Consider the following 15,002-nt stretch of genomic DNA (forward strand, 5'->3'; position numbering starts at 1 on the left):
TAGCTTTTTTTTAAACACCATTAAAGCTTTTTGAGTTCTCTGAGAGAATATTTGAAAAGTTATGAATGATAATAAAGACCCCTCTCCAAACCTCTCCCCGAAGCGGAGAGAGGCTTTGAAACCCCCATTCCCTTGTAGGGAAGGGGGGCTAGGGGGTTTAGGTTCTTAAGATTTTGATGTTTAAAATAATACTTTTCAAACAACCTCTGAGAACTTATACCAATTCTCTATGAAGCACCGAATAAGTGATGTAGAGATGTTGCATGGAACGTCTCTACAGTCCAGAATCAAGCACATCTTCATTCAGAAACGGTATTACACACGAAAACGAAATATCAAGTGTTGGGACAAATATGTAGGGTATTAATATTTAAAACCCCTACACCCCTACACCCCTACACCCAGTCTCAAAACACAACCTGCTTGGGTAAGCCCCATCAGCTATTCTGCTTTTAATTTTTAATTCCGAGCAAAGCGACGTGACGAGCATCGTTGTTTTAAGATGAAAAGACTCGCTAAAGTAGAAAAAAAATTAAGTTAAGTTACATAACGAGGAAGTTAATACAATTTATGTCTACTGAAATACAGACGGAACTCCACCAAGCTGTTGAGCTTCGCCGCAATTTTGCTATTATCTCTCACCCTGACGCGGGTAAAACTACCCTGACTGAAAAACTACTCCTGTACGGAGGTGCAATTCACGAAGCTGGCGCAGTCAAAGCCCGCCGCGCCCAACGTAAGGCAACTTCAGACTGGATGGCAATGGAACAACAACGGGGTATTTCCATTACATCTACAGTATTACAGTTTGAGTACCAAAATTGCCAGATTAATTTGCTCGACACACCCGGACACCAAGATTTTAGTGAAGACACTTATCGCACCTTGGCGGCGGCTGATAATGCGGTGATGTTAATTGACGTGGCTAAAGGTTTGGAACCCCAAACGCGCAAGTTATTTGAAGTGTGTAAATTACGGGGCTTACCAATTTTCACATTTATTAACAAACTTGACCGCCCAGGTAGGGAACCACTGGAACTATTAGACGAGATTGAGCAAGAATTGGGATTACAAACCTACGCTGTTAACTGGCCGATTGGTATGGGCGATCGCTTCAAGGGTGTTTTTGACAGAAACAAGCAACAAATCCACCTGTTTGAACGTAGCGCTCACGGTAGCAAGGAAGCCCGTGATACAACTGTCGAGTTGGGTGACCCCAGAATTGAAGAGTTATTAGAAGAAGATTTGTATTACCAACTGAAAAACGATCTAGAACTTTTAGAAGGTGTCGGCCCGGAATTAGATTTAGATTTGGTGCATCAAGGCAAGATGACACCAGTTTTCTTTGGTAGTGCCATGACAAACTTTGGGGTAGAGTTATTCCTCAAATACTTCCTCAACTATGCCCTAAAACCAGGTGTCCACATCAGCAGCGTCGGTGAAGTCGCCCCCACATACCCAGAGTTTTCTGGTTTTGTCTTTAAATTACAAGCCAATATGGACCCCAAGCACCGAGATCGGGTTGCTTTTATCCGGGTCTGCACTGGTAAGTTTGAAAAAGATATGACAGTTAATCATGCTCGAACTGGCAAAATTGTGCGCCTATCGCGTCCACAAAAACTGTTTGCCCAAGAACGGGAATCGATTGATGTAGCTTATCCAGGTGATGTGATCGGTTTGAATAATCCAGGTGTTTTTGCGATCGGGGATACAATTTACACGGGGCAAAAGCTGGAATATGAAGGGATTCCGTATTTTTCACCAGAACTATTTGCGACTCTTCGCAACCCCAACCCCTCGAAATTTAAGCAATTTCAGAAAGGCATCTCCGAATTGCGTGAAGAGGGCGCAGTGCAAATTATGTACTCAGTTGATGAAGCCAAGCGCGACCCAATTATGGCAGCTGTGGGTCAGTTGCAATTCGAGGTGGTGCAGTTTCGCTTACAAAACGAGTATGGTGTAGAAACCATTCTGGAACTACTACCCTACAGCGTCGCCCGTTGGGTTGATGGCGGTTGGGAAGCTTTGAACAAGGTGGGACGTATTTTCAACACCACCACAGTCAAAGACAGCATGAACCGCCCAGTTTTACTGTTCCGCAACGAGTGGAACTGTCAACAGTTACAGGGAGATCATCCAGAGTTAAAACTCAGCGCGATCGCTCCAGTTTTTTCTAGCCAAACAGTAGAATAATTCAAAATTCAAAATTCAAAATTCAAAATTAAGAAATCCATTCATAGCTACTGGACTGTATTAATGACGAATGACGAATGACGAATTAGAAATTGCGAGGCTGGAAATTACTGGCATTTAAAATCAGTTCAACAAAACTCATTACTCAAACATCAACTCAGAAACCCCTGTCAAGCTTAGGTTTTTTTATTTTGAATTTTGAATTTTGAATTTTGAATTGATACCGCGCTGTTGCATCACCGTAGATCAATTAGCAGAGATGGGAGTGCCAGAATTTCTATGCCTTCACATACTGAATCGGCTTTGGAGGCTGGTTTAGCGGCCCTCAAGCAGGGAAATTATCAAACAGCGATCGCTCAACTAGAACCCATCGCCACCCAGGGGAATGGAACGGCTAGCCTGCAAGCTAGAGTGGGTTTAGTCATGGCCTATGCACGCAGTGGCGAACTCAAGAAAGCGATCGCCCTGTGTCAAACTCTAACCGAAAGCCAAAATACCCAGGTGAAAGAATGGGCTAATGTTGCCCTGACACACCTGACAAAAAAACGCAAAAAGCCGCAAAATCCTGATCATGCAGCCGCAGATACATCTCCAGCCGCAACTACCAAGCCTCACTACTCATCATCTGTGCCATCTGTAGGCTTGCAAAATAGATATGTAGGTAACAACGGCTTATTAAACTCTCCAGGCTATACCCAACCCAAAGAATTTGGGATTTATTGGCGACAAGCAAAACGCGCCAAAGTCTGGCAACCTTTAAAAAAGCCCAGTTTAATACCTTTGCGGTTGCTGTCAGTAGGAACATTCATTGCCCTGTTTTGGGTGCTGAAAGAAATCCTCAAGTCCGTTATGGCAGCCATTAACATCACCTTAGTGAAACTGCCTTACGTAGAACCATTACAGCTGTTATATCGAGATCCTAGCAGATTGATATTAGCCATTTTGTTCATAGCGATCGCTGCATCCCCTTGGTTGCTAGATTGGCTACTGGCTTATTTTTATGGACAAAAAGAGTTATCTAAAGACCTATTGCCTAATTACAGTCGGGAAACCTCCCGTGTTCTACATCGCTACTGCCAACAGCGACATTGGCCGTCACCCCAACTACGAATTTTACCCATAGCTGCACCCATAGCATTAACCTATGGAAACCTACCCAGAAACGCCAGAATCGTTGTTAGTCAGGGGTTATTAGAACAACTGGCAGATGATGAAATTGCTGCTATTTATGCCGCACAACTAGGACAGATCACTCACCAAGATTTTGTCCTGATGTCATTGCTATTGTTGATCACCCTACCAATTTATCAATTGTATCAGCAAGTTGCTGTATGGGCAGACAAATTATCCAAAGGCGCATTTCATTGGCCGTTGACCATTACTTCTAGTTTGCTTTATGGGTTGTGGTGTGTGTTGACTGGTACGGGGTTGCTTTACTCACGACTGAGACCTTACCATAGCGATCGCCTAGCGGCAGAAGTTACAGGTAATCCCAATGGCTTGACTCGCGCCTTGCTGAAAATTAGCATCGGCATTGCCAATGATGTAAAAAGAGAAGAACAAACCAGTGGTTTATTAGAAAGCTTAAACCTCCTGCTACCAGTCAGCTATCAACAAAGCATTTCTTTAGGGAGTATTGCTGGTCATTTGAACTTTGAATCTTTGTTGATGTGGGATAGTATCAACCCCTATCGTCGTTGGTTAACAGTTAATAATACCCATCCTTTAATAGGCGATCGCATCCGTAACCTCTGTCAAATAGCCCAGCATTGGCATATAGATCCAGAAGTTCATATAACTAGCCAACAATCACTCAGTGAACAGACATTACAAGTCACCCATCAATCATTCTTACGGCAAACTGCTCCTTTTTTAGGAGTTCCTCTAGGTTTTGTCTTTGCCGGATTGATTTGGCTAGTTTGGCAAACTGCCTTTGCCCTCAAGTTTTTAAATTTAAAGTGGATTTATGAAGATTTATCTTTCGTGACAGGTTGCCTACTCATCGGCTTCAGCATTGGTACAGTCATCAGGATGAACTCCTTTTTTCCCAACATTAAGCAAAGCAACATCCACACAGATCAACAACTACCCCACCTGTTAGCAAATCCCTCTAGCCTACCCATAGATAGCGTTCCCGTGCAGTTTGTCGGCAAGTTATTAGGTCGCCAAGGCATGAGTAACTTTCTATCCCAAGACTTAATTCTCCAATCCAGCACAGGCTTAGTGAAATTACATCATGTTTCTTGGCTAGGACAACCAATTAATCCCCAGGATTTGGTTGGTCGGCAAATTATTGTTACAGGTTGGTTTCGCCGAGGTGCTACACCCTGGATAGACATCCAAACCATCCAAACCCAAAGTGGCAAAACTATTAATAGTCCCCACCCCATCTGGTCTATTATCTTGGCAGTCGCAGCCCAAGCTTGGGGAGCCTATATTTTCCTTGTAGGTTAGCCAAGGGGGATTAGAGCGCAGCCTTTACAGACGCGATTAATCGCGTCTATATTAGCCAATGGAAAATGAAAATGTAAATAAATATTGCTATTTATTTTAAAAAATGTTACATTTTCTTAAGAAAAATAAGCAGCCCAATTAAACAACTAGCGAGCTTGGTTGTATCTATTAGGCTCCTTGTGCCAATCTATCTGTTTTATCCTCCCAACACAGCAGCAAATCGACCAGCCACAGGCTGGTTTTTGTTTCTTTTATTTATGCTTGAGAAAAAAAAGTACTTTATGCTAGGATGCCTCAATGCAAATGCTAGAAAAGTGTATGATGAACTAGCTACGTAGAAAATACCGTGGTAATGTAAAGAGTGGTATTTAACTCTGCGAGCCAGGGCAGACAAAAAATTATTACTGTAGTAGGCAGTAAAATAACAAATTTAAAACTTTTAGAATTAAGGTGGTAGTAGTTGAGCGTTGGTACGCTCTATGATTAAACAAGCTTGATCCCAACAAAAAACTGTATTGTATAAGTTGACAGTTTGGAGTAAAAAATTGGTTTACGGCAGTCTTGGTCAATAACCCATAAAAGTCAAAGCCAAGCAATTGATTTGTTGCCTTGCCATGTTCACCATGTTCATTTAACTCTGGAGGTATAGTTCATGTCCGTGCGCCTATACATAGGCAATTTGCCAAAAGAAGAAATAGACCGTCAAGAATTGCAAGCGGTTTTTGCCGCAGAAGGCGATGCTGTGACGACGAAACTCATCAAAGACCGCAAAACAGGCAAATGCCGTGGTTTTGGGTTTTTGACAGTAAACAACGATGAACAAGCTGACCAAATTATCGAAAAGTATAATGGTCAGATGTTCAAAGAAACGCCTATCAAGTTAGAAAAAGCTTTACCACGAACCAAAGGTGATGAAGGTGAGGAGCAAGCAACTCCTAAACCAGCAACTACCTCTGGCGGTCATGCGGCTCCTAATACAAACAAAGAAGGTAGTCGTCGTGACAAAGGCGCTAAGAAGTCTCGACGTGGCGGCGGTAATCGGGAAAATACCACCACAACCACTACTGATTCCGATGCTATTCGTCCAGATCCCCGTTGGGCTTCTGAATTAGAAAAGCTGAAGCAGATACTAGCAGCTCAAGCCACAAATTAAGTGAGCATACTGAGAAATTAAAAATTAAAAGTCAGAATTTTTTTGATTTTTAATTTTTAATCGTTAGTAGATAACAATTAACTATCTCAATGGTTAAGTGTCACTATTTTTGTAAGTGCATTGGGCTATGCTCCAAGTTAGGTGTTAGGGTTCCGCCCGCCGCAGGTGATTGCTACTTTTGACCAGTAAATACTGATAGAGGTAGCGATCGCCTAAACAAAAGTTTAGCTCACTGCACTTGTCGAAAATAACTAAATCTTCTTCTATCTTCCAGAGTCAGAAGTGCCAAGGTGAGGGCAAGGTACGATTCTTCCACTGGAATTATGGCAGGGGAAAGAGGCAGGTTTCCGTCAATTCACTGAGCTTCAGTCGCACGGAAAAAGGCTTAAAAGCCACCTGTTACCGGGGTTTTAGAATGATTCTATTTCCTAATCTATCTGGCAACTGCTATAGTTTTGATTTCTTACGTATATCTAACTTGGATTACAGTAAAAATTGAATAAAATTTATACCCCTTGAGTCTCAATGAACATCAGACTAGACTCAAGGGGTTTTTGTAGTTAGGGACTTCCAGATAAAAAATCATTCAAAATTTAGGGTGCGTCAGTGGGATATAACCTAGCTATCCTCCTACATTATTCATACTGACGCACCCTACCACACCTTAGAATGGTGTAGGTTGGGTGGAGGAACAGAACCCAACATTCTCAAGACTTTGTTGGGTGACGCTATCGTCACACCTAACTTACTATTCTCTTAACTCCATCCCCTTGTGGGTGGAGTTTTCGGTAATAGGGACAACATTTACCAATTACCAATTACCAAAATCGACTCTAGTCTCCTGCCAATATTTTTCAGAAGGTGAGATGCTCCACATTAGCAGAATATAGCAGAAATCCCCTGCTTTCCTCTTGGTTATTCCTTGTGCTTTTTGAGAGCCGTAATTTTTTCCTAGAAAGAATTTAAATCATTCGCAAAAGCAGAGAGAGAAGCAATTTTTCCTATATTCGATATTTTTTAAATTCTCCGATGACAACTTAAACTTGCTCAGAGTTTTTCTATCAAAACTGTATTGAAAATTACAAAATTCTTATTTACTTATTAGTAACATTGGTGACTCAACTCTTAATGACGATAGTCATTTAATTTAATGAGCAAAATTAAGTAATTACTAGGAATATTTAAGAATACAAGCAAAGTTAACAAGTAAATTTACGGAAACGAAGGGAAACTTTTCAGTAAAAATACGGTTAATTTAAAATTAACTAATTGATAATTCGCGTATATTTGCTGAACTAATATGATCACATATTGGTGAAATAAACCTATGAATTTGTAGCGCCAAAAAAAGCATATCTGCACATTCATCACTATCTAAATAGAAGTTCATCTATCACAGGCATTAGATATACGCATAAGCACCTGTATATAAGGATATTAAATGTAGATACTGACCAAAAAAGCATAATTCTCGCAGTATATCTATAACAATATTTGACATATTAAATTAAAATAAAGATTACTCAATGTTCCTACATAATTCACGCATATAGTGGTGTCAGTACACCAACAACTGACCGCGACTTTACTTAAAATCAGCAACACACACAAACTATGAACTCTAACACTGAAAAACGCATAGCTTTAATTTCAGTTCACGGAGACCCAGCAATCGAAATTGGCAAAGAAGAAGCTGGAGGGCAAAATGTTTACGTGCGCGAAGTGGGTAAAGCACTAGCCGAATTGGGATGGCAAGTGGATATGTTTAGCCGCAGAGTGAGTCGTGAACAAGAGTTAATTGTTCACCACAGCCCACTTTGTCGGACAATTCGTTTAACAGCAGGGCCAGAAGAATTTGTACCAAGAGATAATGGCTTCAAATATTTACCAGAATTTGTACAACAACTGCTTCGATTCCAAAAAGAAAATAACGTCAATTATCCATTAGTGCATACAAATTACTGGCTTTCTAGTTGGGTGGGAATGCAGTTAAAAGCAATTCAAGGAAGCAAACAAGTTCATACTTATCACTCTTTAGGAGCAGTCAAGTACAAATCTATAGATACAATTCCTTTGGTTGCGACCAAACGTTTATCAGTAGAAAAACAAGTATTAGAAACAGCAGAAAGAATCGTTGCTACCAGTCCTCAAGAACAACAACATATGCGATCGCTAGTTTCTACTAAAGGTTACATTGATATTGTTCCTTGTGGTACAGATATTCACCGCTTTGGATCAATTGCTAGACAAGCCGCAAGAGCTGAATTAGGAATTGATCAACAGGCAAAGGTGGTCTTGTACGTAGGACGTTTTGATCAACGTAAAGGCATAGAAACCTTAGTACGTGCCGTGAATGAATCTCAATTGCGTGACTCGAATAAACTCAGGCTAATTATCGGTGGTGGTAGTACTCCAGGTAATAGCGATGGCAGAGAGCGCGATCGCATTGAAGGCATTGTGCGAGAATTAGGCATGACGGAAATGACTAGTTTCCCAGGCCGCCTCACCCAGGATGTCCTCCCTGCTTACTATGCTGCGGCTGATGTTTGCGTTGTTCCCAGCCACTATGAACCTTTTGGATTGGTGGCAATTGAAGCAATGGCAAGTGGTACGCCTGTAGTAGCCAGTGATGTTGGTGGACTTCAGTTTACGGTAGTTTCCGAGAAAACCGGTTTATTGGTGCCACCAAAAGATATTGCTGCCTTCAACGTTGCAATTGATAGAATTTTGATGAATCCAGAATGGCGGGATGAGTTAGGCGTTGCTGCAAGAAGACACGTTACCCACAAATTTGGATGGGACGGAGTAGCCAGTCAACTGGATGGAATATACACTCAATTATTGACACAACAGGTTAAAGAACCAGCATTGGTAACTAAGTAGAAGCTTTTTAGCCTGTTATTTCACTGAATTAATAGGTAATTAGTAATAATCAAATACTGATAAATTAGGGATAGGATTCAAAATTATACCTCTTCCCTAAATTTTTTGTCTTTATTCATCATAATTAAAATATCCCTACATCAAAAAATTATTGTTGAGCCATAACGATAATGGTATTTTCTTACAAGGGTTTACTTACGTAGATACCGTATCAGTAGCAAAGCAACATTATATTTTGTAGTCAAGGGAACAAAATGATACCACCTGACAATTTTCTGAGCAAGAGTAAAACTCTGGCATCTTTAGGATTAATAACCTTGGGACTATCTCTAGCGCCTCAATCAGCACAAGCTGTATCACTCATTCCTTTAACTTCTCAAGATGCTATCCCTGGTTTTGATGATATAGATTTTAATTTGTTGTTGGATAAAGGCGACTTTAAAGAACTGTTTGTGGCGGAGGGACGAATTGGCAATAATGCTACCAACGGCACTCAGGAATTAAGTATTAACAGAGATGTGAGAGATCCTATAAAACCTGCACAAATAGTTGCTCAAAGCCAACTAAGCTGGGGAAAAGATACATTATGGGATTTTACCTTAGCTTATACAGGCTCTAAGGTAGACTTTTCCGTTAGCCGTGCGGGTGGTCCATCAGTTCTACTCTCGTCCACTGAGTTCAATAAGCCTGTAAATCAAATATATTTCCGTACTGCTGCCCAAGGTGGTAATAACAATTTTGTAGGACTATTTAACTTGTCTCTCAACGGACATTCCATACCCGACATATCTTCTCTTGGCACGCCAGGTAATAGAGATGTGGACTATTTAGCTGTTGGGGACATCAATGCACCATTCACACTCACCGGGAAAACAAGATTTGATTGGGGTGGTACACGGCCAAACAATTCTAACCTCGCTTTTCAAATTAAAGTGGGTAGTCGCAGAAGAGTACCAGAACCAAGTATTTTGGGAGCTATCTTGACAACAACGATCGCTGGATCATTTCTCGGTTACAAAAAGAAGGTAGCTAGTCAGCAAGCTTAAGACGAATAGCAAACTTTAATTAAAACTCAAGAATATTCTCCAGCCGACAGCCTGAACTTACCAAAGTTCAGAATAGCTAACGGCTTTTTTAATTTATATAACTGAGAATTAGGGAAGAGAGAAGTATACTAACCATTGTCTTGTAAATGCCAGTGACTAATTTGTTATGCAACCAGTAGACTTTACCACCCTCACAGCTACTTGTAGCGAACTCCGCGCTCACTGGCTACCATCCCGCCTAGAGCAAGTTTATCAGCGCGATCGCTACACTATTGCTATAGCATTACGTACCCTCGATAAAAGAGGTTGGTTACAAATTTCTTGGCATCCTCAAGCAACTCATATTTGTATTGGTGATCCACCTCCACGCACACCAGATACCTTTACCTTCAGCCAACAACTAGTCCACCAGTTGGGGGGATTAGCCTTAGTTGCAATTGAAGCGATCGCCCCTTGGGAGCGTGTAATTGATTTACAATTTGCCCGTCGCCCTGGAGATGCTGCACTGTATCACATCTATGGGGAAATCATGGGTAAATACAGTAACGTGATTCTCACCGATGCCAACAATCTAATTATTACTGCTGCCCATCAAGTGAGTCAGCAACAATCAAGTGTGCGTCCCATCCTCACCGGACAACCTTATGAAACACCGCCAAAACTCACCGGGACTATCCCCAGTTTGCAGGAAACTCAAGCACGTTGGCAAGAAAGAGTCAGTTTAGTGCCAGGAGCAATTAAACGTCAGTTGCTCAAAAGTTATAGTGGCTTGAGTGCTGTGTTGGTAGAATCCATGTTATTGGTAGCCAACATTGCACCAGAAACTTCTACTGATTCCCTAACTCCTGAAGACTGGCAACGATTATTTGCACGCTGGCAAGAATGGCTACACACCTTAAATAGTGGTAAATTTCAACCAGCTTGGATGGCAGATGGATATACAGTTATGGGTTGGGGTGCTGTTGCACCAGTCAAAGATATCCAAACATTAATCAACCAATACTATACCAAGCAACTAAATCAACAATTATTTGCCCAATTACGCCATCAACTGAATCAGAAATTAAGTAATATTTTAGGCAAATTACGCAATAAAGCCCAAACCTTTAGCGATCGCCTACAGCAATCAGATCGTGCTGATGAATATCGCCAAAAAGCTGATTTATTAATGGCGCATCTGCAAAATTGGGAACCGGGGATGAAAGAAATTAGCATACCTGATTTTGAGACAGGTGAGCCTATGGCGATCGCTCTTTCGCCTGATAAAAATGCTGTGCAGAATGCCCAAAATCTCTACAAACAACACCAAAAACTCAAACGCGCCCGCATAGCCGTCGAACCGCTACTGCAAGAAGTACAAGCAGAAATCGATTATTTAGAACAAGTAGAAGCTGCTATTGCCCAAATAGATAACTATCAAACAGCAGAAGATTTGCAAGCTTTAGAAGAAATCCGCGACGAATTAATTGGACAGAAATATTTAGAAGAGTTAGAGTATCGTAGCCGCAATAACAACGAAACTGCTAGCACTAACTTTCACAACTATCGTACCCCTAATGGCTTCACAGTCTTAATCGGGCGCAACAATCGCCAAAATGACCAATTAACATTTCGAGTAGCCGGAGATTATGATTTATGGTTCCATGCCCAAGAAATCCCCGGAAGCCATGTACTACTACGTTTAGAACCGGGTGCAATACCAGAAGTATCAGACTTACAATATGTAGCTGATTTAACAGCTTACTACAGTCGCGGTCGTCAGAGTGACCAAGTACCAGTCGTTTACACCCAACCCAAACACGTTTATAAACCCAAAGGAGCTAAACCAGGAATTGCTATTTACAAACAGGAACGCATCCTTTGGGGAAAACCGCAGTTAGTAGATATAGAGAAAGTAGGAAGCTGAGGGAGCAGGGAGCAGGGAGCAGGGAGCAGGGAGCAGGGATTAGGGGAGAGAACTTACTTCCAGAGTTTTGCCCAGTCCCCAATCCCCAATCCCCAGTCCCCAATCCCTAACTTTGTAATCTGACATCGATGACGGTTGCATTGAAATTGTAGTTGAAGCCTTCCAACTCAAAAGGCATACCAATTTTTACCTTACTGTTGCCTAAAACAGGGCCGTCCTTAGTAACTTGGGCTTTGCCGTTTAAGGTTAAAAGCATATCTGTACTAAAATTATTAGCTTTGGGATCTGGTAATTCTTTCACAGAACCATCTGGTTGAGTAGCGACTACGGTTCTTGGTAACTGTTCCACAGACTTAATTTCAATCTCACCATAAGGCTGATTGCGGATAATAACCTTAGTTTTACCGCCTTTTTTCAACCCATTGCCAGCTAACTGTTGTGGATCGCGCACATTTAAACCGCGAACAACCAAATCTACTTCTATGGGTACTGTTTTTGCACCAACTTGGGCAACACTACCAGAAGTGCCTGGAAATACAAAGATACCAAATATAACCATCACAATAACGAGCAAAGCGCCTAAATCAAGAATGTTGACTTTGCCAAACAAGCGACCTTTGGAATCTAAAATAGCCATAAAAATTTTTCCAAATCAATGTGAGGTAATTGATTTTAACAACAAGTTTTATCATTTACACCGCAACTCTTCTACAAATGACAGTTGCAGTTACGCGACAGTTTATCATGAGTTGAGAAATTGGGATTGGGAAGAAAAGTTGACAGTTGACAGTTAACTGTTAACTAATGACCAAGTTAAAAATGCAACTTACAAAAGGATAGATACGTCCTCTTATTTAGTGTGGTTCCAAAATTATCTTCTAGCCAAATTTATGATGAACAGGAAAGGCTTAATGGCAAATTACCGTGTGTGGCGGCGGCGCTGGTTTTATCCATTAATTTCGGTGGTAGTCGCTGTGAGTCTATGTTTGGGTACACCTTTGGTTGGAAGGGCTATAGACTTACGACCCCTCTTATTACAAGGTGTGCAAGTACTTCAGCTGTCTAATATATCCGATCGCCAGGAAGTTGATCTGGGTAACCAGATGAATCAGCAATTACGTAGTGGTGAAGTGAGCATTTCTCGGAATGCGGAAATTACTCGCTACGTAGACCAAATTGGACAGCGCTTGGTTGCAACTAGCGATCGCCCCAATCTTCCTTTTACCTTCCAAGTGGTGGAAAATGATGCTGTTAACGCCTTTGCCACTTTAGGAGGCTTTGTTTATATCCACACAGGTTTACTGAAAACCGCAGACAATGAAGCGGAATTAGCTAGTGTTATAGCTCATGAAATTGGTCACATTGGCGGTAGACATCTAGTAAAACAAATGCGACAACGAGCGCTGGCTAGTGGTTTAGCTTCTGCTACAGGTTTAGACCGCAATACAGCTGTAGGACTTGGTGTGGAACTAGCACTAAACCGTCCCCGCAGTCGTCAAGATGAGTTTGATGCTGACACCAGAGGGTTAAGAACTTTAACAAGAGCGGGTTATGCACCATCGGCGATGGTTTCCTTTATGCAGAAACTCTCGAAAGGCGGTGGTTCTGTGCCGGCATTTTTGAGTACTCACCCAGCAACAGGCGATCGCATCACTTCTCTCAGACGTGCTATTAATTCCCAAGGCAGTAGTGGGCGTGATGGCTTAGATAATGCTGCCTATCGCGCTAGAATCCGGTCAATCCTTTAAAAACAGACAACAGACGCGATTAATCGCTAACAACTGTACAGACGCGATTAATCGCGTCTCTAACAAAACACATGATTGATTGCGTCTTGTTTATACTTTGAATTTTTTAGGCGCGCTGTTTGCTACTGCGAACCGCTATTTTCTTATGATCAACAGTAATTACTCCTTCCTCTAAGGGTAAGGTGCGTAAGCAGTTAGTAAAAATATTAATTTGGTAAATTAAATTATTGGTGATGTCTAATCCTGTTAACCAACCACTACGGGGATGGTATGCACCAGTATCTATATCAAGCCAACCCTGTCCTTGAGCCAATTCACCAGGATTTACACCAGGGAAAGTAAATGTAATAGTGTGACCTATAATTACTAGTTTATCTGGAAAGTATGGCTGGGGAATACTATGAAAATCTTCCCTAATCCAGCAAAACTGTTCTGCGGTTTGTTCTGACAATGGTAGGTTAGGGTCAAGACCAGCATGAGTTAACCAAACGTCACCCAAGTCAATATATGTGGGTAAACTTCTTAGCCATTCTAAATGTTCTTTAGGAATGCTTTGATCTGGATAACTGGCGATAGTTGCATGACCTCCACTATGTAGCCATGCTTGCGTTGTGGCGACGGAAATATCACCACTAAGGATGTTTAATAACATCTGCTCGTGGTTTCCCAACAGACACAGATAATTATTGTCTCTGACTAAATCTATTACATATGAGCTGTGGGGGCCACGATCAATTAAGTCTCCCAAAAAATAAACTTGATCATCACCACCTGGAGCGATCGCTTCTAACAAAGTGATCAATCCCTCGTAGTGTCCATGTACATCCCCAATAACTATTCTACGTTGACTAGTTTGGCTCATCGGTTCTTAACTGGAATAACTCAGCTGAATAATCTTGCTACAGTTTAAGCGGTTAGGATTCCGCAACAATAGGTAAAAACTACTTGAAGAATTTAAAGTTATTGTAGATGTTTATGGCAAAATCAGCCCTGGCTAAAAAGGTCAAGTCGCTTCGCTCCAATTCAAAATTCAAAATAGCCTTTGCTACGCAACGCTACCGCGAACGGCAAGGCTTGCGCCAACAAAATTCAAAATTAAAGACAACCACCCACAAGGGGGGTGCTTGAACCCAACAAGCATTTTTCTTTCCTTCTGCCTTCTGCCTCCTGCCCTCTGCCTTTCTTCGTCAAACCGCACTGCTGCAAATCTGCGCTCGGTTAGCCTAAAATTTATAAAGTCATTTTACTGATTCCCCATCTTAACAATGTCTGAACAGTTTTCGGCGGAAATTAGCTCACGCATCTGCAATCACATGAATGAAGACCATGCAAATGCGGTAGTGCTATATGCTCAGGTTTTTGGCGGAGTTTCCCAGGCTACATCCGCCCAAATGCTGGCAATTGACGCTCAAGGTATGGATTTAACCGCACAAGTCAATGGCGAATCCGTCCCCGTGCGTATCCACTTCGATCATGTTTTAGCCGATGCAGAAGATGCTCATCACACATTGATTGCAATGGTCAAACAAGCTAGAGTCAATAGTCATTAGTCATTAGTCATTAGTCAACAGTTTTCCCCTCTCCCTGCTCCCCTGCCCCCTCTGCTCCCCTACCCCCTC

General features: G+C 41.7%; 10 protein-coding genes. 8 read left to right on the forward strand and 2 right to left on the reverse strand.

Translation table 11 applies throughout. From position 1 onward, the window contains the following. Window positions 1-570: 570 nt before the first annotated feature. The 6 genes from prfC (at window position 571) to GSQ19_RS22355 (ending at window position 11,635) form a co-directional block, all read left to right on the forward strand. Window positions 571-2,193 carry a peptide chain release factor 3 gene (gene prfC, locus GSQ19_RS22330; protein ID WP_011320025.1) on the forward strand — a complete coding sequence of 541 codons (1,623 nt, stop codon included), beginning with the start codon at window positions 571-573 and terminating at the stop codon, window positions 2,191-2,193. A gap of 279 nt (window positions 2,194-2,472) precedes the next feature. After that, window positions 2,473-4,647 (forward strand): zinc metalloprotease HtpX, encoded by a 2,175-nt coding sequence (locus GSQ19_RS22335; RefSeq protein ID WP_011320026.1) that lies wholly within the window; start codon window positions 2,473-2,475, stop codon window positions 4,645-4,647. A gap of 652 nt (window positions 4,648-5,299) precedes the next feature. Further along, window positions 5,300-5,800: an RNA recognition motif domain-containing protein gene (locus GSQ19_RS22340; protein WP_011320027.1), complete on the forward strand. Its 501-nt coding sequence runs from the start codon at window positions 5,300-5,302 to the stop codon at window positions 5,798-5,800. A gap of 1,614 nt (window positions 5,801-7,414) precedes the next feature. Continuing rightward, the gene (locus tag GSQ19_RS22345) at window positions 7,415-8,683 is read left to right on the forward strand and encodes a glycosyltransferase family 4 protein (RefSeq protein WP_011320028.1); all 1,269 of its coding nucleotides are present in this window, start codon (window positions 7,415-7,417) and stop codon (window positions 8,681-8,683) included. Window positions 8,684-8,937: 254 nt separating this feature from the next. Then, a complete protein-coding gene (locus tag GSQ19_RS22350) occupies window positions 8,938-9,729 on the forward strand; it encodes a choice-of-anchor W domain-containing protein (RefSeq protein ID WP_011320029.1) in 792 nt (263 codons plus the stop codon). 166 nt (window positions 9,730-9,895) lie between these two features. Continuing rightward, window positions 9,896-11,635, forward strand: coding sequence for an Rqc2 family fibronectin-binding protein (locus GSQ19_RS22355; RefSeq protein ID WP_011320030.1), 1,740 nt, complete (start codon window positions 9,896-9,898; stop codon window positions 11,633-11,635). Between the two features lie 106 nt (window positions 11,636-11,741). On the opposite strand, the gene GSQ19_RS22360 is transcribed toward GSQ19_RS22355, so the two are convergent. Then, window positions 11,742-12,272: a DUF4330 domain-containing protein gene (locus GSQ19_RS22360; RefSeq protein ID WP_011320031.1), complete on the reverse strand. Its 531-nt coding sequence runs from the start codon at window positions 12,270-12,272 to the stop codon at window positions 11,742-11,744. A gap of 253 nt (window positions 12,273-12,525) precedes the next feature. Here GSQ19_RS22360 and GSQ19_RS22365 point away from each other — a divergent pair, with 253 nt between their 5' ends. Further along, window positions 12,526-13,383: a M48 family metallopeptidase gene (locus GSQ19_RS22365; protein ID WP_185478899.1), complete on the forward strand. Its 858-nt coding sequence runs from the start codon at window positions 12,526-12,528 to the stop codon at window positions 13,381-13,383. A 106-nt stretch (window positions 13,384-13,489) separates the two neighbouring features. On the opposite strand, the gene GSQ19_RS22370 is transcribed toward GSQ19_RS22365, so the two are convergent. Beyond that, window positions 13,490-14,245 (reverse strand): metallophosphoesterase family protein, encoded by a 756-nt coding sequence (locus GSQ19_RS22370; RefSeq protein WP_011320033.1) that lies wholly within the window; start codon window positions 14,243-14,245, stop codon window positions 13,490-13,492. 403 nt (window positions 14,246-14,648) lie between these two features. Here GSQ19_RS22370 and GSQ19_RS22375 point away from each other — a divergent pair, with 403 nt between their 5' ends. After that, window positions 14,649-14,933, forward strand: coding sequence for a DUF2470 domain-containing protein (locus GSQ19_RS22375; RefSeq protein WP_011320034.1), 285 nt, complete (start codon window positions 14,649-14,651; stop codon window positions 14,931-14,933). Window positions 14,934-15,002: the final 69 nt, after the last annotated feature.

Origin of the sequence: Trichormus variabilis 0441 (assembly GCF_009856605.1) — a bacterium.
Lineage (GTDB): Bacteria > Cyanobacteriota > Cyanobacteriia > Cyanobacteriales > Nostocaceae > Trichormus > Trichormus variabilis.

What these genes read in the sequence shown, in the direction of transcription:
- GSQ19_RS22350 (WP_011320029.1), top strand. Translation starts at nt 8,938, where the DNA reads ATGATACCACCTGACAATTTTCTGAGCAAGAGTAAAACTCTGGCATCT.
- GSQ19_RS22360 (WP_011320031.1), bottom strand. Translation starts at nt 12,272, where the DNA reads ATGGCTATTTTAGATTCCAAAGGTCGCTTGTTTGGCAAAGTCAACATT.
- GSQ19_RS22355 (WP_011320030.1), top strand. Translation starts at nt 9,896, where the DNA reads ATGCAACCAGTAGACTTTACCACCCTCACAGCTACTTGTAGCGAACTC.
- GSQ19_RS22335 (WP_011320026.1), top strand. Translation starts at nt 2,473, where the DNA reads ATGCCTTCACATACTGAATCGGCTTTGGAGGCTGGTTTAGCGGCCCTC.
- GSQ19_RS22345 (WP_011320028.1), top strand. Translation starts at nt 7,415, where the DNA reads ATGAACTCTAACACTGAAAAACGCATAGCTTTAATTTCAGTTCACGGA.
- GSQ19_RS22340 (WP_011320027.1), top strand. Translation starts at nt 5,300, where the DNA reads ATGTCCGTGCGCCTATACATAGGCAATTTGCCAAAAGAAGAAATAGAC.
- GSQ19_RS22370 (WP_011320033.1), bottom strand. Translation starts at nt 14,245, where the DNA reads ATGAGCCAAACTAGTCAACGTAGAATAGTTATTGGGGATGTACATGGA.
- prfC (WP_011320025.1), top strand. Translation starts at nt 571, where the DNA reads ATGTCTACTGAAATACAGACGGAACTCCACCAAGCTGTTGAGCTTCGC.
- GSQ19_RS22365 (WP_185478899.1), top strand. Translation starts at nt 12,526, where the DNA reads ATGATGAACAGGAAAGGCTTAATGGCAAATTACCGTGTGTGGCGGCGG.
- GSQ19_RS22375 (WP_011320034.1), top strand. Translation starts at nt 14,649, where the DNA reads ATGTCTGAACAGTTTTCGGCGGAAATTAGCTCACGCATCTGCAATCAC.